This is a genomic window from Mariniflexile sp. HMF6888, from assembly GCF_044335535.1.
Classification (GTDB): Bacteria; Bacteroidota; Bacteroidia; order Flavobacteriales; family Flavobacteriaceae; genus Mariniflexile.
Genome location: NZ_JBIQVZ010000006.1, coordinates 151,224 through 175,277, shown reverse-complemented (window position 1 = coordinate 175,277; position 24,054 = coordinate 151,224). Strand labels below are relative to the sequence as shown.

General features: G+C 34.2%; 22 protein-coding genes. 10 read left to right on the top strand and 12 right to left on the bottom strand.

Annotated features, from left to right (window positions below; genetic code table 11):
• Positions 1–3: 3 nt before the first annotated feature.
• The 3 genes from pgmB to ACGLWY_RS14200 all read right to left on the bottom strand — a co-directional run bounded on the left by pgmB (position 4) and on the right by ACGLWY_RS14200 (position 3,299).
• Positions 4–666, bottom strand: coding sequence for a beta-phosphoglucomutase (gene pgmB / locus ACGLWY_RS14210; protein ID WP_396620333.1), 663 nt, complete (start codon positions 664–666; stop codon positions 4–6).
• Positions 667–717: 51 nt separating this feature from the next.
• The gene (locus ACGLWY_RS14205; RefSeq protein ID WP_396620332.1) at positions 718–2,076 is read right to left on the bottom strand and encodes an MFS transporter; all 1,359 of its coding nucleotides are present in this window, start codon (positions 2,074–2,076) and stop codon (positions 718–720) included.
• Between the two features lie 131 nt (positions 2,077–2,207).
• Positions 2,208–3,299 carry a LacI family DNA-binding transcriptional regulator gene (locus ACGLWY_RS14200; protein ID WP_396620360.1) on the bottom strand — a complete coding sequence of 364 codons (1,092 nt, stop codon included), beginning with the start codon at positions 3,297–3,299 and terminating at the stop codon, positions 2,208–2,210.
• A gap of 314 nt (positions 3,300–3,613) precedes the next feature.
• Here ACGLWY_RS14200 and ACGLWY_RS14195 point away from each other — a divergent pair, with 314 nt between their 5' ends.
• From ACGLWY_RS14195 to ACGLWY_RS14170, 6 genes are all read left to right on the top strand, one after another.
• Entirely contained in the window at positions 3,614–6,559 is a 2,946-nt protein-coding gene (locus ACGLWY_RS14195) for a SusC/RagA family TonB-linked outer membrane protein (protein WP_396620331.1), read from the top strand.
• Between the two features lie 12 nt (positions 6,560–6,571).
• Entirely contained in the window at positions 6,572–8,173 is a 1,602-nt protein-coding gene (locus ACGLWY_RS14190) for a RagB/SusD family nutrient uptake outer membrane protein (protein ID WP_396620330.1), read from the top strand.
• Between the two features lie 16 nt (positions 8,174–8,189).
• Positions 8,190–9,320, top strand: coding sequence for a SusE domain-containing protein (locus tag ACGLWY_RS14185; RefSeq protein WP_396620329.1), 1,131 nt, complete (start codon positions 8,190–8,192; stop codon positions 9,318–9,320).
• A gap of 19 nt (positions 9,321–9,339) precedes the next feature.
• Positions 9,340–10,803 carry a SusE domain-containing protein gene (locus ACGLWY_RS14180; protein WP_396620328.1) on the top strand — a complete coding sequence of 488 codons (1,464 nt, stop codon included), beginning with the start codon at positions 9,340–9,342 and terminating at the stop codon, positions 10,801–10,803.
• Positions 10,804–10,871: 68 nt separating this feature from the next.
• The gene (locus tag ACGLWY_RS14175; RefSeq protein ID WP_396620327.1) at positions 10,872–13,643 is read left to right on the top strand and encodes an alpha-amylase family glycosyl hydrolase; all 2,772 of its coding nucleotides are present in this window, start codon (positions 10,872–10,874) and stop codon (positions 13,641–13,643) included.
• Positions 13,644–14,122: 479 nt separating this feature from the next.
• Entirely contained in the window at positions 14,123–14,536 is a 414-nt protein-coding gene (locus ACGLWY_RS14170) for a helix-turn-helix domain-containing protein (RefSeq protein ID WP_396620326.1), read from the top strand.
• 245 nt (positions 14,537–14,781) lie between these two features.
• Here the strand turns inward: ACGLWY_RS14170 and ACGLWY_RS14165 are convergent, their stop codons facing one another.
• From ACGLWY_RS14165 to ACGLWY_RS14155, 3 genes are all read right to left on the bottom strand, one after another.
• A complete protein-coding gene (locus tag ACGLWY_RS14165) occupies positions 14,782–14,922 on the bottom strand; it encodes a hypothetical protein (RefSeq protein WP_396620325.1) in 141 nt (46 codons plus the stop codon).
• 64 nt (positions 14,923–14,986) lie between these two features.
• Positions 14,987–15,919, bottom strand: a complete 933-nt coding sequence (locus tag ACGLWY_RS14160; RefSeq protein ID WP_396620324.1) for a hypothetical protein — start codon at positions 15,917–15,919, stop codon at positions 14,987–14,989.
• 262 nt (positions 15,920–16,181) lie between these two features.
• Positions 16,182–16,832 carry a hypothetical protein gene (locus ACGLWY_RS14155; RefSeq protein WP_396620323.1) on the bottom strand — a complete coding sequence of 217 codons (651 nt, stop codon included), beginning with the start codon at positions 16,830–16,832 and terminating at the stop codon, positions 16,182–16,184.
• Positions 16,833–16,997: 165 nt separating this feature from the next.
• On the opposite strand from ACGLWY_RS14155, the gene ACGLWY_RS14150 reads away from it, so the two are divergent.
• A complete protein-coding gene (locus ACGLWY_RS14150) occupies positions 16,998–17,357 on the top strand; it encodes a transposase (RefSeq protein WP_396620322.1) in 360 nt (119 codons plus the stop codon).
• Between the two features lie 81 nt (positions 17,358–17,438).
• Here the strand turns inward: ACGLWY_RS14150 and ACGLWY_RS14145 are convergent, their stop codons facing one another.
• On the bottom strand, positions 17,439–18,104 hold the full coding sequence (locus tag ACGLWY_RS14145; RefSeq protein ID WP_396620321.1) for a hypothetical protein: 666 nt from the start codon (positions 18,102–18,104) through the stop codon (positions 17,439–17,441).
• 300 nt (positions 18,105–18,404) lie between these two features.
• On the opposite strand from ACGLWY_RS14145, the gene ACGLWY_RS14140 reads away from it, so the two are divergent.
• Positions 18,405–18,755, top strand: coding sequence for a transposase (locus ACGLWY_RS14140; protein WP_396620320.1), 351 nt, complete (start codon positions 18,405–18,407; stop codon positions 18,753–18,755).
• A gap of 102 nt (positions 18,756–18,857) precedes the next feature.
• Here ACGLWY_RS14140 and ACGLWY_RS14135 read toward each other — a convergent pair whose 3' ends face one another.
• Together ACGLWY_RS14135 and ACGLWY_RS14130 are read right to left on the bottom strand one after the other, a co-directional pair.
• Entirely contained in the window at positions 18,858–19,421 is a 564-nt protein-coding gene (locus tag ACGLWY_RS14135) for a hypothetical protein (RefSeq protein ID WP_396620319.1), read from the bottom strand.
• A gap of 272 nt (positions 19,422–19,693) precedes the next feature.
• Entirely contained in the window at positions 19,694–20,056 is a 363-nt protein-coding gene (locus tag ACGLWY_RS14130; RefSeq protein ID WP_396620318.1) for a winged helix-turn-helix transcriptional regulator, read from the bottom strand.
• Positions 20,057–20,145: 89 nt separating this feature from the next.
• Between ACGLWY_RS14130 and ACGLWY_RS14125 the strand changes: the two genes are divergently transcribed.
• Both ACGLWY_RS14125 and ACGLWY_RS14120 read left to right on the top strand, forming a co-directional pair.
• Positions 20,146–20,517, top strand: a complete 372-nt coding sequence (locus tag ACGLWY_RS14125) for a DoxX family protein (protein WP_091604868.1) — start codon at positions 20,146–20,148, stop codon at positions 20,515–20,517.
• A 459-nt stretch (positions 20,518–20,976) separates the two neighbouring features.
• Positions 20,977–21,198, top strand: coding sequence for a hypothetical protein (locus ACGLWY_RS14120; protein ID WP_396620317.1), 222 nt, complete (start codon positions 20,977–20,979; stop codon positions 21,196–21,198).
• 504 nt (positions 21,199–21,702) lie between these two features.
• On the opposite strand, the gene ACGLWY_RS14115 is transcribed toward ACGLWY_RS14120, so the two are convergent.
• From ACGLWY_RS14115 to ACGLWY_RS14105, 3 genes are all read right to left on the bottom strand, one after another.
• Positions 21,703–21,942 carry a hypothetical protein gene (locus ACGLWY_RS14115; protein WP_396620316.1) on the bottom strand — a complete coding sequence of 80 codons (240 nt, stop codon included), beginning with the start codon at positions 21,940–21,942 and terminating at the stop codon, positions 21,703–21,705.
• Between the two features lie 99 nt (positions 21,943–22,041).
• Positions 22,042–22,602, bottom strand: coding sequence for a helix-turn-helix domain-containing protein (locus ACGLWY_RS14110; protein ID WP_396620315.1), 561 nt, complete (start codon positions 22,600–22,602; stop codon positions 22,042–22,044).
• A gap of 153 nt (positions 22,603–22,755) precedes the next feature.
• A complete protein-coding gene (locus tag ACGLWY_RS14105; RefSeq protein ID WP_396620314.1) occupies positions 22,756–23,109 on the bottom strand; it encodes a cupin domain-containing protein in 354 nt (117 codons plus the stop codon).
• Between the last annotated feature and the right edge of the window lie 945 nt (positions 23,110–24,054).

Here is a 24,054-nt window from a genome sequence, read left to right as displayed (position 1 = left end):
TTTTTAATTTTTTTCCGAAAGAAATCTGCTAAAAAAATCTTCAGGTATTTCCGTTAAACTATTAAAATTAAAATCGGCTTCTATAAGGATATCCTTATCTCCAATTCCTACGGAAGTCATATTTACGATATTGGCAGCTTCTATACCTGCAATGGCATCTTCAAAAACAATACAGCTTTTTGGAGGCATGTTTAGTTTTTTTGCTCCAATTAAAAACACTTCAGGGTCTGGTTTTGCTTTTGAAACAGCATTGCCATCAACAATACCATAAAAACGATGGTATAGCCCAACTTGCTTTAAAATTAATTCGGCATTCTTACTTGCGGAACCTAGTACGTAGTTGATACCTAAATCGTCTAAAGTGTTTAGTAGCTTTTCTGCACCAGGAAGAATTTCATCGGCATTCATTTTCATTATATACCCAAGATATTCTTCATTTTTACTAATTAATATCTCTTGTTTTCTTTGTTCGGATAATTGAACGTTCCCGATATCTAACAAAATTTCCAACGACCTGACACGACTCACACCTTTTAACAACTCGTTATGTGCTTCGGTAAATTCAAAACCCAAATGATCCGCAAGGCTTTTCCAAGCCAAATAATGGTATTTTGCGGTGTCAACAATAACACCATCCAAATCGAATATAACTCCTATTTTACTCATGTATCTCTCTAACCTCCTCCTTAAGAAAGGGTCTATTTGTTATTTATTATTTTATTGTACAACATCATCAACGTCTTTCACCTTAAAGACCAATAATGCTGCTATTAAAAAACTGACGCCACTCAACATCAAAGCAAATATGGCTTGATTCCCGTAAGCATATTTCACAAGAGGCCCACCAATTAGCGCATTGATTATTTGTGGAAGGACTATGAAAAAATTAAAAATCCCCATATAAACGCCCATTTTTTTAGGTGATATAGAACCTGCTAAGATGGCATAAGGCATGGCCAGGATACTTGCCCAAGCAATACCGACCCCTATCATGGAAACAATAAGCCAATCTTTGTCTGGCATAACATAAATAGACAGCAAGCCCAAGCCACCTATAATTAAAGAGATGGAATGGGTACGTTTTCTTCCTATTTTTTTAGCGATGTAGGGTAATGCAAAGGCATAGAACGCAGATACCAAATTGTAAACACCAAACAAAATACCAATCCAATCGCCCGCGTCTTGATACATGATACTACTGCTATCTGTATATGGCAATCCGTAAATGTGCTGTGCGATAGCTGGGGTTGCAAAAACCCACATTCCAAAAAGCCCAAACCAAGAAAAGAACTGCACCCAACTTAATTGGCGCATGGTTGTTGGCATTTTCTTGAAGTCATCAAAAATATCGAGCAAGCTGGATTTTTCTTCTTGACCCTCTTTTACGATGGTCTCAGAATGCACTTGCTCATCTTCAAAACTTGCTAGTTCTTCCGGGGAATATTCTTTAGTCGTTAAAACCGTCACTAAAATAGAAACGACCAGAATGACGGCTCCAATTATGAATGATAAGATTAAATTTGTGGGAACAACACCTGCTGATGTTTCATTGGATATGCCAAGCCAATTAGTAAGTACGTAAGGTAGCCATGAGCCAATCACCGCACCAAACCCAATTAAAGCTGTTTGAACACTGAATCCTAAAGTACGTTGATCTGTTCTTAAATTGTCACCAACTAAAGCCCGAAAAGGTTCCATGGCAATATTAAAAGACGCATCCATAATCATGAGCATTCCTGCCCCAACCCAAAGTGCGGGCAAAAACGCGATAAACATATCGGCCTGTGGCATTAACACCAAACCGATAGACGCTAAAATAGCTCCAACCAAGAAATAGGGCTTTCTTCTGCCAAAGCGTCCCCAAGTCTTATCACTATAATGACCTATGATGGGCTGAACAATTAAACCCATAAGGGGCGCAATTATCCAAAACCATGATAGTTCGTGAACATCGGCTCCGAAAATTTGAAGTATTCTACTGGCGTTGGCATTTTGTAGGGCGAAACCCATCTGGATTCCCAAAAATCCGAAACTCATGTTCCAAATTTGCAGGAAACTCAATCTACGCTTTTCCATTAAATAGTATGTTAAATTAATACTATTTGATAAGCGACTTACTTATCAAAACTTATTGTGAGAAGTGAAAATATAAGTTTTGATTTGATGCCAAAGATATAAAAGATTTTATATATTCCTAATAAAAAAAATTATTTAGTAGATTCTCTTTCAATAATATCGGTCTCTATAACCACCTTAATAAAGTCTTTTTTAGCATCATTATTTGTAAAATATTGTTCACTTTCGGCGTCTTCTGCCTCTAATCTGTCAATCAATAAATTAGCCGATTGTTCACCCATTTTTTGTCCATGTTGGCTCACCGTTGTTAAACTAGGTGTTGCATGTTTTGAAAGCACGCCATCTGTAAAACCTATAACTTGGATATCGTCTGGGATTTTCAATCCTAATTGTCTAGCAACTTTCATAGCGGAGACCGCATAAAGTTCGTTTACCGCAAACACCCCATCAATACTAGGGTTTGACTTAAAAAATTGAACAATCTCTGTTTCTAAAACTTCTAAATTATTTTCAACATCCAAACTGTCATCAATTTTCAAAATCAGATTTGAATCTGCAACTATTCCGCTATATTGTAATGCCTCTAAATAGCCTTGAGTCCTTAATCTACCTACACTAATGTAATCCATTGTTGTTATTAAGGCAATATTTTTACAGCCATTTTCAATGAGTTTCTTAACCGCCTTAACTGCTCCATTTAAATCATCAACAATAACTTTGTCACAATTTACCTCATTAACGACCCTATCAAACATGACAATGGGGATTCCTTGGCTTATGGCGGCATTAAAATGATGATAATCTTGTTTCAATAACGTTTCCTTGGAAATCGATAGAATAAACCCATCAATACTCCCATTGGCAAGCATTTCCATATTTATAACTTCCTTGGTAAATGACTCATTGGACAATCCCACAATAACATTATAGCCTCTACGATTGGCTACCCTTTCTATACCTCGGATGACTGTTGAAAAAAAATGGTGTACAATCTCTGGAATTAAAATACCAATGGTTTTTGTCTTTCTGTTTTTTAAACTGAGCGCTATGTTGTTAGGTTTATAGCTATAAAGTTTAGCAAAGGCCTGTATCTTTTTCGTAGTATCCTCACTAATCTCTTTGCTATTGCTCAATGCTTTTGAAACTGTAGAAATGGAGACATCTAGTTCTCTCGCAATTTGTTTTAATGTTATCTTTCTTTTCATTAATCTTATTGTTTTTATCTATCAAATACCAATAGCCAGTAAACATTCTACGAATTCCTAGCATTTTTATCGCTTATTTGTCGGTGTCGAATTCTTACTAAAATAACAATTTTATATGGTTATGTAAAGATATCATCTTAATTATTTCAACAATAAAAAATTATTACTTTATTAGAATAAAGTCGTTTAAACTAAAAAGTTGTCAACACGAAAACGTTTTCGCTGAATATTTCGTAACTTATAATTATTTATTCATAATTTCTTTACATAGTTTTGATTTGAGAAGTGAAAATATAACTAAACTAAAAATTAAGACTTTAACTAAAAAATGTATGAAGACAATTATTAATGCTATACTGTTTTCTCTGCTTTTTGTGCCCACCATCTTAGAAGCACAAACAAATTTAAAAGGAACAGTAACAGAACAATCAACATCTTTACCTATCCCAGGTGTTAACGTGATTATTAAAGGCACGTACACAGGAACAGCTACAGATTTTGATGGTGAATATCAAATTGAAGTAAACAACGGTGATGTACTATTGTTTTCTTTTATAGGTTATAAATCACAAGAAATTATTTATTCGGGGCAAACCGTTTTGAATGTCGTATTAGAAGAAGATACCGCTCAATTATCTGAAGTTGTAGTGATTGGTTATGGTTCTACTACTAAAAAGGATGCTACTGGCTCTGTAGAATCGGTGACATCTGAAGATTTTACAAAAGGTAACATTGTAACCGCAGAAAACTTACTAAATGGCCGGGTATCTGGCGTCACGGTTACCACTAGTGGTGCACCTGGTTCGGGCTCTGAAATTAGAATTAGAGGTGGCTCATCTATAAACGCATCTAATAACCCTCTTATTATTATTGACGGCTTGCCTATTACCAATGATGGTGTAAGCGGGTCTAGAGGTGTTTTGGCCAGTATAAATCCAAATGACATTGATTCGTTTACTGTTTTAAAAGATGCCTCAGCAACTGCTATTTATGGTTCACGGGCATCAAATGGTGTTATCATTATTGTTACTAAAAAAGGGAAGTCTACTTTTAGTGCAACTTATGATACACAATTCAGTTTTTCAGAGGTGTCAGACCATATAAATGTCTTTACTGGCGATGAGTTTAGACAACTAATAAATTCCCAACCCATTAATGGGACAACAATAAATACTGGTTTATTGGGAAATGCCAGTACAAATTGGCAGGACGAAATATTTAGAAATACCATGTCATCGCAACACAATGTTTCTATGCAAGGAGCTCTTTTTAAAGTTTTGCCAGCAAGATTTTCATTTGGAACAACCAATCAAGAAGGTACTTTAGAAACTTCAGAGTTTGATAGACGAAATTTAAGCTTAGCATTAAACCCTACTTTTTTTGATAACCATTTAAAAGTAAACTTAAATGCGAACCTTGCTTTTGAAGATAACCGATTTGCCGATGCTTCGCAAATAAATGCAGCACTAGTGTATGATCCATCACAACCCGTTTACGATCCATCGTCTCCTTTTGGAGGCTATTACCAACATAGAAATGGAACACTTATAGCGAACGGAACGACAAACCCTGTTGCCTCTTTACTGCAAAGAACCAATACTGGAGATGCCAATAGATCGTATGGTAATTTAAATTTTGATTATAAATTCCATTTCTTTCCAGAATTAAAAGCAGTAGTGAATATAGGTTATGATGAAACGGAATCTAAAGGATTAGATATATCGGATGCGCTAGTAGCAACTACAGATGCCGATCAACTTTTTAAAGGTTCATACAAGCAAAATTCACAAAAGAGAACCAATAAGTTACTTGATGGATACTTAGCATATAATAAAGAGTTTGATGATTTTCGAACTGAATTAACTGCAGGTTATTCATATCAAAAATTCACTAACAGTGGAAAAAATGGTAGAAATATAACAGATCTTTTAAGTGTTGATGACTTTTACTCTGATCCAGATATTGTTTTAATAGGTTTCTTTGGTAGAGCCAATGTGACTTTTCTAGATAAATATTTATTAACTTTTACATACAGACGCGATGGTTCTTCTCGCTTTAGCAAAGAAAATCAATGGGGAGACTTTCCCGCTGGTGCTATCGCTTGGAATATTAGTGATGAAGACTTTCTAAAAAACTCCAACACCATTTCGAATTTAAAATTAAGAGCCAGTTACGGGATTACTGGACAACAAGAGGTGTCTGAAAAAGATATTTTCTTAAGTAGATATAGAGGTGGAAGATCGGACTCCCAATATCAATTTGGGAATTCTATAATTGAATCTTTAATTCCCTCTGAAATTAATCCAGACTTGAAGTGGGAAGAAACAACGACTATTGAATTCGGAATTGATTATGGTTTATTTGATGATAGAATTTCGGGGTCATTAAATGTCTTTAAGAAAAATTCCAAAGACTTATTATTCGTAGCACCGGTAGCTGATGCCACTAACTTTTCAAATAGCATCATTCAAAATATTGGAGAATTGCAAATTCAAGGTTTAGAATTTTCTTTAAATGCTGATGTGGTTAAAAAAGAGGATTTTAATGTTAATTTAAACTTTAACGCCACCTTTTTAGACAGAGAAATTAAAAATTTAGCACTTGGACAAGATGTTAGAACTGGTGGAATCGCTGGAGGAACTGGAAATAATATCCAAATACACAGAGAGGGCGAAGCTCCCAATTCCTTTTATGTATTCAAACAATTGTATGATCCTTCAGGAAATCCAATTGAAGGTGCTTACGCAGACTTGAACGGTGATAACATTATCAATGACAACGATCGCTACATAAAAGAAAACCCTGGAGCTGATGTTATACTCGGATTCCAATCCAACATTAACTATAAAAATATTGATTTAGCTTTCAACTTGAGAGCCAATATAGGAAACTATGTTTACGACAACATAAACTCGTCTAAAACACAATACGAAAAACTGCTTGATAATGCCGTACTTGGCAATCTTCCAACATCCATATTAGAGACCAATTTCCAAAGAACGTCGGATGTTATCACTTCAGATATATACATTAAGGATGCCTCTTTTTTAAGAATGGACAATATTACTTTGGGCTATACTTTTAATGAGATATCAAATTCCTTAAAAAGTATACGCATATGGGGCGGACTACAAAATGTCTTCACTCTAACAAATTACAGCGGATTAGATCCAGAGGTAACAGATAATGATTCAGAAGCTACATTATCAATAGGAATTGATAACGTCGTGTATCCCAGACCTAGAACCATTTTAGTTGGAGCTAATTTTAAATTTTAATAAAAAACAACGATGAAAACAAGATTTAAAATATACAAAACAATTGGGGTTTTAAGCCTTTTCCTTGCTACGATTACCTCTTGTACCGATGACTTGAACATCATACCCAATGACGATCAGACCATATTAAGTGATGAGCTTTTTAAAGATGAAGCTGCTTACAAACAGGTTTTAGCAGGTATTTATGCCAATTTAGCCTTAACAGGAACGGATGGCGCTGGAAGCTCCAACCTTAAAAATATTGATGCAGGTACTAGTCAATTTGGACGTGTGCTTTTATACGTCCAAACATTATCTGCAGACCAAATGATTTGGTCTTATGAAAATGACCCTGGTACCAGGGAAATTCAAAGAAACCTATGGACAGCACAAAACCCTTTACTATTGGGAATGTTCAGTAGAGCTCATTTATCAATTGCTTTAGCAAATAACTTTTTAAGAGAAACTACAGATGCCAAATTAGATGAAAGAAACGTGTCAACATCTGTAAGAAGTAACATAGCAGCTTATAGAGCCGAAGCGCGATTGATGAGAGCCATGGCATATTATTATATGATGGATATTTTTGGAAAAGCAAATTTTGCTACCGAAGATGATGCCATTAATTCACAGCCTGCAGCAGCAGACAGAGACGAATTATTCGCTTTTATAGAAAGTGAACTAAAAGCTATTGACACAGACTTGATGGCACCTAGACAAAATGAATATGGAAGAGCAGATAAAGGTGTTGCTTATATGATTTTAGCAAAAATTTACTTGAACGCTGAAGTTTATATAGGAGAAAACAGATACAGTGATTGTATTACTTACTGCGAAAAAATAATTGATGGTGGCTATTCATTAGCAACAAATTATCTTCACAACTTTATGGCAGATAATAATACAAATTCAGCTACCAATGAAATTATTTTCCCCATTATATCAGATGGCGTTTCTACACAGAATTATGGTCCTACAACCGTGATGATTAATGGATCTGTAGGAAGTCTTGAGGTTAATGGTGAAGAAGTTGGTGTTGGTGCTGCTGGCTGGGGAGGCGCTCTTAGAGTAAGAAAGCAGTTTGCAGATTTGTTTGGATCGAGTTTTGCAAATGATGATCGCAATACTATCATTTCTGAAAACAGACCTATTGATATTATTGATATTTCTGATAAAGATACTGGATATATTATTCAAAAATATTCTAATGCAACATCTACAGGAAGCTTTGGTGCCGACAAAACATTTGTGGACACAGATTTTCCATTATTCAGATTGGCCGATGTGTATTTAATGTACGCCGAAGCTCATTTAAGAGGTGGAGGCGGAAACTTAACTACTGCTGTAGGTTATATAAATGCGTTGAGAACAAGAGCGAATAACTCAAACACTATAACATCTGGAGAATTAACCTTAGATTTTATTTTGGACGAAAGAGCAAGAGAACTTCACTGGGAAGCACACAGAAGACAAGATTTAATTCGATTTGAACGATTTACTGGTGGGAATTACAATTGGGCATGGAAAGGAAATGGCAGTAATGGTATTTCGATTCCTTCATATTTCAATATATATCCTATACCAACGGCGAGTATTGGTGCTAATCCTAATCTTACCCAAAATCCTGGGTATTAATAAAAAATGAATTAAAATGAAAAATTTAAAAAACATATCAATTTTAGCATTTGTGGTATTTATGTTTTCGCTGCTTAATTCATGCGAGGACACCACAGATACTTTTGAAGTAGCAGTTACGGCCCCAATTACTTTGGCAGATTTAACAATAAGTACCATAGAGCTAGATCCTGTAAACACAAATAATGCAGCGTTAACGCTTAATTGGACTGAAGCCGATTATGAACAACCAGCATCTGTAAATTACAGTATTGAAATTTCTGCAGATGAATCGTTTACTAATCCAGTAAAAGCAGCCACCGTAAACGGAAAAAATACAGTGACGTTATCGGTAAGTGAATTAAATTCGGCAGCTGGAACAATTGGTTTACCTCCATTTGCATGGAATACTTTATATACAAGAGTAACATCGTCTCTTGGTTCACAAAACGGACTACCAGTACCATCAAACAGCATCAGTTTTAGCGTCTATCCCTATTTTAATTATCCCTTTAATGATTTTTATTTAGTAGGAAACGGCGTCTCGTCTGGTTGGAATAATAATAGCAACAACCATCCTTTATTCAGGGATCAAGGAAATGCTAATTTATATCATTACACAGGCTTTTTTACAAAAGGAGGCGGTGGCTTTGATGATGGTAGATTCAAAATATTAGAATCTAGAGGCTTATGGCAACCACAATGGGGTGTTACCGATAATGAAGGTGATGATGTTCTTAAAGAAGCTGGTGAGATTGCTGGTAACCCTGGCACGCAAAGTAGTGATCCTGGTCGTTTTGGAGTTCCTGCTGATGGATACTATATGTTTACTATCAACTTTTCTTCAAAAACATATACTAATGTTCCTTATGATGCCTCAGCTGCAACCAATTTTACGAGCATGAGCATTCAAGGGACTGCGGCAACTACGGCAGCCATGAACCAGTCAAGTTTTAACGGGCATATTTGGTATTTAAATAGTGTTCGTTTAATACCCGGAGATTTACAATTTCTAACCAATACAGGATCTGTTTGGGCAGGAACAACGGCATTCTCTGGTCAAGCTACAGAAAATGGAGGAAACATTCCAGTTGTTGTAGAGGACGATTACGAAGTTTGGTTCAACGATTTAGATGGTCGTTATATACTAATTCCATTGAATTTATAATCATTAAAAGAACATAGACATGAATTTATATATAAAAAAATTAGGCGTCCTTTTTCTCTCTCTTGCTTTTATTTTTACAGCTTGTGAAACTCAAGAAAGTATTGAGATTACGTCTCCAGATCCAGCATTGGTATTACAAGAACCAGGCATTAGTAACGTGTTTTTAAATTTTGGAACACCAACAAATGCAGCAATAACAATCTCTTGGAACGATGATTTAACAGAGAGTTCTTCTTATGATATTGAAATGTCATTAGATCCCGAACTAACAACCACAGTTAATTTAGGGAGTGTAAGTGCTAAATCTTATACAATAAATGTTGAAGATTTAAATGCAGCTATAAGAAGTGCTGGCGCTACAAACTACAGAGATGTTGCTATTTATTTAAGAGTAAATGGAAGTGGAATATACAGTAACGTGATACAATATTTAGTGACTACCTACCCTACTGAAGCACCTGAAATAACCAGTCCGTCAGCAAATGACGCTTTCGTACTATCTTTAAGTACTTCAAACGAAACGGCTATTACGGTTGAATGGACAGATCTTGCATTATCTTCTACTCTTGGAGTTGATATAAACTATACGGTAGAAGCTGCCTTAGAAGGAACAGACTTTGCGGTTCCAGTTTCTTTAGGCACAATTGAAAACGATACGAAAATATCTTCGACCCATGCCGATTTAAATGCCGTTGCCATTGGAATTGGATTGACTCCAGAAATTTCAGGGAACATGAACATTAGAATTGTCGCAAAAAACACGAATTCTAATGGCAATGTTCTAGAAAGAGTCTCTGAAGTTCTAACTATTTCTGTAACACCTTACCTCGCAAGTTTCCCTAATTTATATATGGTTGGTGATGCTACAACACCTGGTTGGGATAACAATAATAATAACACACCCATGTTCAGAAATCAAGATGTTCCAAATGCTTATGTATTTACTGGTTACTTCAAGGCTGGCGCATTCAAATTATTAGAAACCAAAGGACAATGGCAACCACAATGGGGCACAAACGATGGTTCCTCACTAGCCGTAAATCCTGGTGGTGGTTCAGACCCTGGTACATTTAATGTTGCTTCTGCTGGCTACTACACCTATAATATGACAACAGTTGGCGAATCAGGCAGTTACACAGTAACACCTTATGATGCATCTGCTGCTGCTACTTATACAACGATGGGCCTTATAGGACAAGCTATTGGTGGCTGGGGTGATGGTGATGAAATTAACTTCACTCAAGATCCAAACAATCCTCATTTATGGTATTCATTAGCTGTTAACTTTACTAATGGTGAGGAATTTCTAATAAGGGCCAACGATATGTGGAATGATGTATGGCGACATACTGGCTCAACAGAACTCTACGGTAAAGCTCTTTTAGCTGGAAGCGGAAATAACTTCCCGTTTACAGAACCATCTGGCAGTTACGATGTATGGTTTAACGATTTGGATGGCAGTTACGTCATCATTGCAAACTAAATACTTTTTAACAATAAAGAAAAGAGGCTGATGTATTTCAGCCTTTTTTTTCCAAAATATTATAGGTTATGAAAAAAATTCTACCCATACTTTTTTTACTTTTCACCCCTTTATTAAACGCTCAGGTTTACACCACATCTCCTGCAATACCAACTTCTACAGGAATAATTACAATAACATTTAATGCTACGGGAACCGAATTAGAAGGCTATACAGGCGATGTCTATGCACATACCGGAGTCATAACTACAGCTTCAACAAGTAATTCAGACTGGAAACATGTTATAGGAAGTTGGGGAAATAATACCACACAACCAAAATTAACCCGAACCGGCACAAATACGTATCAATTAACCATAACTCCCGATATTCCAACTTTTTACAGCACAACTGTTGGTGAGGTTGTTACCCATATTGCCGTTGTGTTTAGAAACAGTGCAGGAAATGCCCAATCCAGACCCGATATTTTCATTCCTATCTATGCCGAAGGCCTAAACGTTACTATAACAAACCCTATAAACAGTGCCGTTTATAATTTAAACGACAACATTACCATTAGTGCGGAATCCAGCATTAATGCCAATTTAGAATTGAAAGTTAATAGTACTTCCATACAAACAGCTTCAAACACGACTTCAATTTCAACCTCATATACGTTTACATCAACAGGAAGTTATACTATTGATGCATTGGCATCTCAAAACGACGAAACCAAACAAGAAACCATTTCGGTTTATGTAAAAACAACGACCCAAAACCAAACCATGCCCACAGGTTTAAAAAAAGGTTATAACAACAATGGCGACGGTACTGTAACGTTTGTTCTAGAAGCCCCTTTTAAAACCGATGTATTCTTGGTTGGAGGTTTTAATGACTGGATGCTCAATGAAACTTACCAGATGAAGAAAGATGGGGATTATTTTTGGTTAACGGTAAACGGACTGAACCCAGATACAGAATATGCCTATCAATATGTTATTGATTACAATTTAAAAGTAGCCGACCCCTACTCTAAAAAAGTTCTTGACCCTAATAATGACCAATACATACCAACAACCACCTACCCTAATTTAATGGCGTACCCAACAGGTGAAACAACGGGCATAGTTTCTACTTTTAAAATTAATGAAACACCATATACTTGGCAAAACACCTCGTTTACAAGACCCAACAAAGAAAACATCATTATCTATGAAATGTTATTAAGGGATTTTACAGAAAGTGATACGTATCAAGAAGCCTTAACACATCTGGATTATTTACAAGACTTAGGCGTTACAGCTATTGAACTCATGCCTATTAATGAGTTTGAAGGCAATGATAGCTGGGGATATAACCCTTCATTTTACATGGCTTTGGATAAAGCATACGGAACAAGCAACGATTTAAAACAATTTGTTGATGCATGCCATAGCCGAGGGATAGCCGTTATTACAGATGTTGTTTTTAATCATTCATACAGCCAATCACCTTTATTACAAATGTATTGGGATAGTGTAAATAACCGCCCTGCTGCAAATAGCCCTTATTATAATCAAAACCACAATTTAGTTGATAATACGTCTGCACATTGGGGCTATGATTTTAACCATGAATCTACTTATACAGTCGACTTTTTTAATGATGTTTTAAAGTTTTGGATGGATGAATATAAGATTGATGGGTTTCGTTTTGACTTTACCAAAGGGCTTTCAAATACCCTTTATTATGGGACAAACAACTGGGCAAGTGCCTACGATGCCGATAGAATAGCAAATTTAAAAGCGTATGCAGACCATGTATGGAATCAAGACCCTGGAAATGAAGCTTATGTTATTTTTGAGCATTTATCCGATAATTCTGAAGAAACGGAACTCGCTAATTATGGCATCATGCTTTGGGGGAATCTTAACCATAGTTTTAATCAAAACACCATGGGATATGCATCAGATGCCGATGTTTCTTGGCTATCGTATAAAAACAGAGGCTGGAACAACCCACATGTTGTTGGTTATATGGAAAGTCATGACGAAGAACGTTTAATGGTTAAAAATTTAGCCTATGGCAACTCGAATGGTGGCTACAATGTAAAAACCTTAAGCACAGCATTAGATCGACAAGAAGCCGCCTCCGTCATTTTTTATGGCGTTCCCGGTCCTAAAATGCTTTGGCAATTTGGAGAACTTGGTTACGATAAAAGTATTAATTGTGCAAACGACATTAGCGACGGTAGCTGTAGGCTAGAGAGAAAACCTGTTGCATGGACACTGGGTTATGATACTGAGACAGACCGAATGGATTTGCATAACGTAACAGCAAAAATGATAGCGCTTAAAAAGCAATTTCCGTCTACTTTTAATACCGATGATTTTAGTTTTAGTTTAAACGGTCTTGTAAAACGCATTAACTTGAATGATAATGTTGGGAATTTAGATGTTGTTATTGTAGCAAATTTTGATGTGACTACGCAATCCGTAAATCCAAACTTCCCTACCACAGGGAACTGGTACGACACGTTTTCTGGAAACACATTAAACGTTACCAACCCAACAGCCTTATTAAGCTTACAGCCCGGTGAATACCGATTATATTCCCAAACACAAAGCTTAAGCACGAACCATGTAGGAACTTCAGAAAGCATTAAAATGTATCCAAACCCAACAAACACTAGTTTTTCACTCAATAAAAACAGCAACAATATTGTTATTTACAGCCTTACCGGAAAACAGGTAAAACAATTTAAAGGGCCATTTTTAAAAGGAACTTCATTTGATGTCTCGAACTTATCCAAGGGTATTTATTTAATGAAAATAACAAATGATTCTGGAGAATTAAACGTTATGAAACTAATAAAGGTATAAACTAATAAACCAACACATTTATTCATAGGTTGGAAATTATAAAACGAAGCTTAATACGTCTATATCTTTGAAAATCAAGAAAACGAATTGAACAGCGAAACATATCACGAATAATTCAAAATACACAAACAAAAAAAAAGCAGATTGTACAATCTGCTTTTTTAAAGCCAAAAAGATTGAGAGCAATCCATTTGGACTTTACCCTAAACCAACTAAAAAGTATACAAACCTAATTAAGAGGTCATGAAATAAGTTACACTTTTATGGGAAAAACTTACACAATTCACAGATTATGATAATGAACCCCTCTTGACTTTTTGTTTTTAACCGAAAATAAGGTGATGTTTCCATACTGATTTATTTTACATAAATTAAGAGCATAAACCAGACGTACCGAACCAAAATAGGTTGTATAAAACCAAATCGAATTTGTTTTTTACAAGTGTGGTAAATTTCATAAAAAACCTTATATTTGGTTCATGGAAACAGCAACAAAACCAAACCACATAGGCAGAAAGATTAGCCGTATCAGGGAGCTAAGAGGCATGAAACAGGAAACCCTTGCCGAAGGACTGGGCATCAGCCAACAAGCAGTGTCTAAAATTGAGCAATCTGAAACCATTGAAGGTGACAAACTGGAACAGATTGCAAAGGTGCTGGGTGTTACAAAGGAAGCAATCGAAAATTATAGTGATGAAGCTGTATTTAACAATATTCAGAATAATTACGATGGTTCCGTAATCCATGCTGGACCTACAATAAATCACCATTGCACATTTAACCCTCTCGATAAACTATTAGAAGCGCACGAAGAAAATAAAAAACTCTACGAACGTCTTTTAAAATCTGAAAAGGACAAAATCGAGTATTTAGAAAAACTCCTCAATAAATAATACCATACCAGAAGAAAATAATTGCTAATTTAAATCTCAAAAAATTCCCTTTTATATGTTATCCGGCTGCAAGGAGCATATTAAAGGGATTTTTTTTTAGCCTTATAAAACAACTGCATAGACGCACTCAAAGTGATGGTTTCCTTTAGTTTAAAATCGCTGCTATAGGTGTTTTTGGCAACTTATAAGGTTGGGAATTATAAATAAAAATCAATAATTCCGTCTAACTTTTCATGTGTTTATATTTATCTGTTTTTCAAAGGACACATGGAACGCCTATAATCATTTCCTTGGGTGTACAAAGTTTTGGTCATGGTCGTTTCACCTTCGGTTTCGTGAATAGTTATTTTCTTATAAAGAGGGACTTCAAAAAAAAATATTTTCAATAGTTTGGTTTTAATATTGCTACGAAGTCACAGACTTCGCAGAGCTGGATGTTGGCAACTGGCTTTATATTATTCCTTTGTCTTTCAGCCATTTTTCCAACTGATTTGGCAATGTTTCTTCAATATCAAGAGGGTCGAATGGTTTATATAATTTTCCAACTAAATCAGTGTGAAGGTTAGTCAAGGTTTTGTCTTTTAATAAACAAATAGGTTTTCCAACTCCCATCATATAACCAACTTCTAAAGATACATTTGGATTAAAGTTATCTTCTGTGACTCTTTCAAAAATTGAAATTCCAAAATCGCTACAATGCATATATGTTCTAATGTTAGCAAATAAATCGTCAGCATATTCTTTGTCGTCTGCTCTTAAACCAATAATGTTGTGCTTTTTTAAAGTTTCTTTAATAACCTTTACTAATGAATCGTGAACTTTTGTATTTCCAAACTGCATTACAATAAATGCTGTTTTTTGAGTAGTTGGATAATCATCTCTAAAAGCTTCTATATATTTTCCTAATTCTGGTACTGATATTGCTTGGTCTGACACTTTTTGTTCTGTTTGTTTTGATGCTTGTAAAACAGATTCAACATACTGTTTTGAATATTCTTCTATTTGTCCGTCTGTAATTGTTTTTGCAGTTAAAACTGGAATAGTAAAAATCCAATGAACTTCGCCTATTTCAATTTTTAACTGGTATATAAGAGATTGAGTTGGAATAACTCCGTATTTACTTAAATCTCTATATGAGATAGAATTTCCACCAGGTTTGTCTACAAATGCAAAGTGATAGTTTTGCTGGTCTTTACCAACAAATAAAAAATTCATACGAAAAATTGAAAGCTGATTAGCAGGAACCATAAGTTGTCTGCCAATTTCTCTTACTTTATTTCCAAACTTTTTTACTAATTCATTACTTTCTTTTTGTTCAGCTTCGGATAAGTCTCCACCTATAGAAGCCATTCCTCCTTGCATTATAAATTCTATTGCAGACATATTTTATATTTTGGTTTTTTTTCAGCTTGTTGCCAACAATTGTATAACCACAACAAACAGCAGTTCAATTGTAGCTATATTCTTTCCACATGCAATATATTACTTTTTAATAAGCTTTTAATAAAAAAACTTAGTCTAAAATACAGTTTCTTATGCATACTTGCTTTAGCTTTAATATTGCTACGAAGTCACAGACTTCGCAGAGCTGATGTAATAATTCTGCTTGCATCAATATTAGATGAGTTAATTTATCAAAGAAATATTAAATAATGAACACATTAATTTCAATACATTTTTCTTTATATATTATTTCGATCCCCTTCATTGGTTTATTATACCATTTTTGCGAAATTCCATCAGCATTATATTTTTTTGATTTTAGAAAGTCTAAAATTATTCCTGCCATTTGGAAAGAACGGGAATCACTACCTAAACCAGATATTTCTATACAAACATCAGGTTTTAGAGAGTTTTTTTTAATTATTTGTTCTAAAAAAGTAATTAACTGTTGTTTATCAACATCATTTAAAACCAATGGTTTTTCATTAACATTAACAGTGTTATTATTACCTAAAATTCCGCTATTATTACCTGTATTTATATTTGCTGGTTGGTTATTAACTTGTATTTCTGTTTCTGAATTTTTGACTGAAGTAGATTTATCTTTTTTAGGAATTTCAACATATTTAGTTACTACTCTTTCTTTATATATTGTATCTGAAGGGATTTTTATTTCCTTTTCTAAATATAAAGTATCTGGAACTTTTCCTATTTTGAAATATGATGTTTCGATTGAATAACCTTTTGATAAAATAATTATGATAATAATAAACAAAGCAGCAAGCACAAAATATTTAATCTTATCCAAGATTTGCCAAAAATTCATAGGTTTTGATTTATCGTTGTTGCTCATAGTTTCTCAAATGTGTGCCAACACCCATATAACCACAACAAACACCATCGCCATTGTAGTTATATCGTTAATATGTTTACGAATATAATAAAAAACCACCTACAAAAAACATTTTTAAATGTAAAGTAGGTATGACAGCCGTCTTAGTTTAGTTTCGTTCGCCCTTTGTTCAGGCAAACCCCCATCCAAAAAATAGATTCCCGAACCATAGCTGAACAAAACCCGAACAAAACGCTAGGGGACGCTACGAAAGCCAAGCGCCAAAGCACCGTAGAACCCGTATTTGGGATACTCACCCAGTTTCTGGGACTTCGAAAAGTAAATACCATAGGTATTAGGCAGGCCAATAAGTGCATGCAGCTATCGGCTATTGCTTATAACCTTAAAAAGTACCTGAAATTCATAGATAAACACAGTAAAAGTGGAGCCACAAGCCTGTCCTATGTTCGTTTTGCTTTTAAAGCTATCATACAATACATTTTACGTCTTTTTAAGCCTCTTAATTTTAGGGAGCAAGCAATTTAAACGGTAAAATAAAAGCCCTTAAAAGGGCTTATTTGTATCTTGTTTTTAGAAAATTAAGGGCTTGTGCAACGGCTACCGGTGTTACCACACGTTTTTTTCTTTTGGTGTTGATTTATATTCTCCATTTCCACTTTCCATAATTCTCTTTTCAAATATTTTTGGAAAGTATTTCATAATTATATTAGACTTTAATTTTGTAAATCGGCTAACATTTTGGTCAGACTTTTTCCATAAATTTTCAGCCTCTTTTTCAGTCAATACTTTTTCAATTCCGTTTTTAGTATCAATTTTTATTAGCGGAAGTTCAGGTTGATTCTCTCCACAAAGTGTTATCTGTTTTTCTAATTTCAAACTTATGGATTTCATAAAATCCGTAATCTTAATAAATTCCGATTCCGTTTTAATTTCGGTTGGATTTATGTCAAACTCGATTTGGTTTTCTAGAAAGAAGAAGCATTTCACAACAATTCCACTTAAATCGATAGTTGCTGATTTAGTTTCCAATTCACCAGTTTCGTCCGCAAACATTGTTTTCACGTATCCGATGTCGATTTTGTCTGTCAAATTATCTTCATAAATTCCAAAAGTCAATTTGTATTCAGAGTTTAATAAATCAACTACTTTTTCCCAATCCGAAATGGTTGCGTTTTGGACATAAATATCTCTTAAGGCTCCATCCTTTTCAAAAATCCATTCTATGTTTTTCCAATTTCTCAATGTTGCTCTCAAATGTGTGGTAACACCCATACAACCACAACAACAGCTATACAATTGTAGTTATATCGCCTATATATGCAATAATGTATACTTTTTTAATTATGGTTTTATAAGAATTCCTGTTTTAATACGCTCCTGCCCTTTACACCCTAACACCCATGGCTCCTACCCACAAATCTGGCTCTCATCAGTTTCTCCCTCCATTTCCCCTTTTTCCAAAACAACGAAAATTCTTATCCCATGCAATATATAAATAAATGTTTAAAAAACTTTCAAAACATACTCTTTTAAACAGTGTTTATTTAGTTTGCTCCCACCTATGTTCGCCCATTGTTCAGGCAAACCCCCATCCAAAAAATAGACCCCCGAACCGTAGCTGAACAAAACCCGAACAAAACGCTATGGGACGCTACGAAAGCCAAGCGACAAAGCACCGTAGAACCCGTATTTGGAACACTCACCCAGTTTATGGGACTTAGAAAAGTCAATACCATAGGTATTGGGCAGGCCAATAAGTGCATGCAGCTATCGGCTATTGCTTATAACCTTAAAAAGTACCTGAAATTCATAGAAAAACACGGTAAAAGTGGAGCGGCAAGCCTACGTTCTCTATTTTATCGTTTTAAGTCTATTATAGACGCCATTATAAGTCCATATAGTCATCTTGAATTTACATTGTAATACCTATAAAAAACAATAAACGCCCTTAAAATTGGCGTTTTTATATCATAGGTTTGCAAAATTACGGGCTTGTGCAACGGCTACCCGTGTTACCTACAGTTTTTATATTTCGTTTCCTTTTTCGTCAGTTACTATAATTGTCCTTTGTCCCATATTTGGCTCGACAAAAAGCCCCATTTTTTCAATCCGATTTATGGTTGAATTTTTTAATTCCGAACACTCAACATACATATAATAATCATATCCGAAAATTATTTTAAATTCAGATTCGAGTAAGTTCATCCAAATAGTTTCTCTTAAAATTAAGCGAACTATTTTTTGAATCTGAGTTAAATTCAGAATAGTTCCGTTTTCCAAAATGTCAATTTCATTATTAAAATCAACATCAAGATTCTTTAATCGACCATTTTTTCTATAGTTTTCAAAATCTTCGAATGTATCACGTAATTCTAATGAGTCAATTTTTAGACTTGTTATATTTTTTTCGTTAAGAATCAGTTTTATAGATTCCGCATATGCCGTTTCAGTTTTTTCATATTCTTCAAAATCCACATTTCTATATTCAGATTTTCCTATATCACTAATCGCTGTCCATTCGGAATTATCCAGAAAATGCCCTTCTTCATTTCTCTTTTTTGGGTTAAATTTTGTTATTCTGTAAGTCATTTTCTCAAATTGTGGGTAACACCCGTATAACCACAACAAACACCATCGCCATTGTAGTTATATCGTTAATATGTTTACGAATATAATAAAAAACCACCTACAAAAAACATTTTAAAAATGTAAAGTAGGTATGACAGCAGCCTTGGTTCAGTTTCGTTCACCCTTTGTTCAGGCAAACCCCCATCCAAAAAATAGACCCCCGAACCGTAGCTGAACAAAACCCGAACAAAACGCTAGGGGACGCTACATGAAGGGCAAGCGAGGTTCGTTTTTTATGTATTTCTGTTTTTAGTTGCATTTTTCGTTCCCCATTTAGCCATTTGTGTTAAAATACTTTCTAATGACTTACCTTTTTCGGAAAGTTCATATTCTACTCTTGGTGGAACTTCGGGATGAGAAATCCGATTTATCAAGTCGTCGGCTTGTAATTCTTTAAGTTTTGCTATTAGCATTCTTTCCGAAATTCCGGATAATCTATTTCTTAATTCACTATACCTTAATTTTTTTTCATCCAATAAGAATGCTAAAATACTAAGTTTCCATCGACCGCTTAAGATTGAGTTTGTATATGCAATTCCACAATTTGCTTCTAATTGCTCCTTATTAATTGTATTGGTAGACGTTGTTTTTCTCATTTCTTACTTTTTTGTTAGTATCATACAATTTTGTATGTACTTTCAATTTGTAAATATAACTATTACTTTTGGACAAAATTATATTAGATATGAAAATTTTAGTACAAGTAGCCCATTGGATTTCATATGGGTATTTAATTTATGCATTTGGCTATGCAAGTCTTTTCAAAGTTTTTCAAAAGGAAAGTATGATGGGAAATATGAGCAATTTTGGTTTCGGGAAAATATGGACACTATTTATTGGTTATGGCGAATTGTTGGGTGTAATAGGTTTAGTTGTTGGATTTTGGATGCATCAAGTTAAAAACATATCAACTTTATGGTTATTGCCATTCGCAATTGGTGCATTAATGGTTCATTTCGCACATAATGATTATAAATACTTTTACACAGCTTTGTATTGTTGTATTGCTGGTATTATTTTACTTGTTACGGATAAAAATTTCAAAGTAATATTATAATGATTTAACCTCCGAAATTTTGAATGAATGCACGGTTTTAAATGACCGCCAACACCCATATAACCACAACAAACAGCAACACCATTGTAGTTATATCGTTAATATGTTTACGAATATAATAAAAAACCACCTACAAAAAATATTTTAAAATGTAAAGTAGGTATGACAGCAGTCTTAGTTTGGTTTCGTTCTCCCTTTGTTCAGGCAAACCCCCATCCAAAAAATAGACCCCCGAACCGTAGCTGAACAAACCCCGAACAAAACTCGAACAAAACCCCTCTATTTTTGGGCAGGTGTGTCAATATGTGTCAATATGTGTCAATATGTGTCAATTTGTGTCAATATGTGTCACGGGTTTGTTTGTTAGCGTGCTGGGTGTTGGGTTCAAGGTTCTGGGCGTCAAGGTTCTGGGTTTGGTGAATCGGTTAACTATAATCAGGGAGGTCAAAATCGTGAAACGTGAAAAAAATCGTGAAAGGTGAATCGTCAATCGTCAATCGTCAATCGTCAATCGTTAATCAGAAATCGTTAATCGTTAATCGTTATTCAGAAATCGTGAAAGGGGAATCGGGAATAGCGGCTTGGGTTCTGGGTGTTGGGTTCTGGGTGTTGGGTTTTAGTGAATCGGTCAATTCTAATCAGGAAGGTCCAAATCGTCAATCAGAAATCGTTAATCGTTAATCGTTATTCAGAAATCGTGAAAGGGGAATCGGGAATAGCGGCTTGGGTTCTGGGTGTTGGGTTCTGGTGAATCGGTCAATTCTAATCAGGGAGGTCAAAATCGGGAATCGGGAATCGTAAAGTAGGGTCTTGTCGTTAAAAAAAAGCATCTTTCTAACTTTCTAACAATCTAACCATCTAACTATCTAACCTCTTGGGTTCTGGGTGTTAGACTTCTTAGAATGTTAGATTTTTTAGATTTTTAGATTGGGGATACAATACAAAAAAGAGGCTGTCTGAAAAGTCTAGTTGGATGTCATATTGAGCACTTCGACAAGCTCAGTACAGGCTTTGTCGAAATATTTTAACTTACTGGTAATCAATATCGGTTTCGACAAGCTCAACCTGACAAACTAAATTTAAAGGACTTTTTAGATTTTTAGATTAGAGATACAATACAAAAAAGAGCCGTTATTTAAAATAACGGCTCTTTTTTCGGCCTAAGCTCAATCAATTACAGTTGTCTTAACAACACATTCTTTGATTAGTTTTCAAAATATAAATAATTTCATTAAGGTTTTTATTTAACTTGTTTACTAATCTTTGAAATAAATCGGTTTCTTTACCTGCTTCAAATTTTAAATCTTCACTGGTAAGTTTTGGATATTTTTCTTTTAAGGCAATGGCTTGTTTTTCCCAATCACCTACAATGATATATTGTTCACTGGGCAGTATCTTAATTTCTTTGTTGGTGGTTACTATCATAATAATATACTATTTACATATGACTTAATCGCACTTACACAAAGATTGCTAAAAATTCTATATTATAGTTTACACAAAAAAAACAAAATGTTATATATGTTACAGGTTTTCTAAGTTACCCCTTCGTTTCTTCCCTAACTTTTTATAGAAAGTTGGAGTATGTCCCGTTACTTTTTTGAATTGATTGGATAATTGGGCTACACTGCTATAATGCAGCTTATAGGATATTTCCGAAAGATTTAATTGGTCGTAAAGTATGAGTTCCTTGGCCCTTTCTATTTTATGTTTTATGATGAAATGTTGTATGGTTATTCCTTTTACCTCTGAAAACAAGTTGGACAAATAGGTATAATCATAGCCGAGCTTTTCACTTATATAATCAGAATAGTTGACTTTGGGTATCTCATCCGTGTAATGAACCATTTCTATGATAACATTCTTGATTTTATCAATAAGAATGTTTTTTTTATCATCCAACAGTTCCAATCCAGAAAGCGCTAGATTGTGTTTAAGTATCGCCTTTTGTTCTTCGCCAATGGTCTCTACAATTTCAATCATACCAAGTTCAATACTCATATGATGCAGCCCGAGTCTTTCTAATTCATGCTTGACCATAAGCTTGCATCTTAAACTTACCATATACTTTATATATAATTTCATATGAAAGTTTTTGATTGAATGTATTTATATTATTTAGTTTATGTAAGATACAACTATTTTATGTAAGGTGTGTTACACAACTTTAGTCCATAGTTACATAACACACATCCTTATAAACCGAAACACTTAAAAAAACATTTAAAAAACAAGAATTTAATCAAACCCTTCATAACCGCTTTTTATGACGGTAGATATCATCTTAAATTGCTCGTTGGCAGTAAAGTGATGTCTTTGGTTACTGGGAATAACAATACCCTGCCCGAGACTTAGTTGATATTCAATCTTATTAATGGTAAGATTGGCGGTCCCATCTATAATTTGTATGTAAGTGTCAAAAGGTGACGTTTTTTCGGCTAGTTCTTCGCCAATATCAAAAGACAATGCAGTTATGTTTCCTGTAACTTTTTTGATAATGGTCTTACTCACTACAGCATTTGGTATATATTGTATTATTTCTACTACAATATGAGGAGTAGCTTTTTCTAATTCATTGCCAATTGATTTCATGGTGTTACTTTTTTATTTACTATTAATAATTATTGTATACCAATTGCACATACTCGTGCTATTGATTATTAGCTAAAATAGCTATCTACAGGTTGGTTAGCTAAATCTTTTTTCAACTTTGCAGAATAAAAAGTAAGCATGATGTAATACTACAATTTTATATTTTAATGTTCTTAAAAATAACAACAAATAATAAAATAAGGGTTGCTATTGTTAAACCGACTAAAACAAATCTCATTATTCTATATTTTAAAAAAATTGATTCCATTGAGGGTTTTATTTTATATTTTATACCATTTTTTAATGGTACACAACTATTATTACTTCAGTTAAAGATAATATTATGGTATTATTAATACTGTAAAGATGGGCAATAGTACCCCGAAATTATTACATAATATAATTAAATACTTACATAATCTACAGGTATTTTAATATATAACCCATTTAGGGTTAGTTTTTATGAGCTTTCTTCTATGGCGTATGTGCTTTGTTTATTTCTCCAGACTCTTGCCTCTGCCTGTAATTCTACCTTTTTTATTATATCTATTATTAAGTACTTCAAATAAATTTTTAAAATACTCTGAAGGTGTAAGAATTAAATATTCCTATAAATGAATTATATCAATTACAGATACTATTATATGTAATTAAAGAACAAAAAATAAAAGCAGACATCATGTCTGCCTTTATTACCAAGTTAGATGATTCATCTTGAATTCTTCTAACAAAGTCAATGGAATTAATTAATAGCGGTATCAAAGGTAATTGGAAAGCTGGTAAATTAGTTATACCCTTTTTAAAGAGATTTACATAATTCACAGATTTTTAATTATGAACACTAAAATTAAAAAGGACTCTACAACGGGACAACCCAAAACCAAACACCCATCAATTTGATGTAATTACCCATTGGGTATATTTCTTTATCAATACTAATTTTTA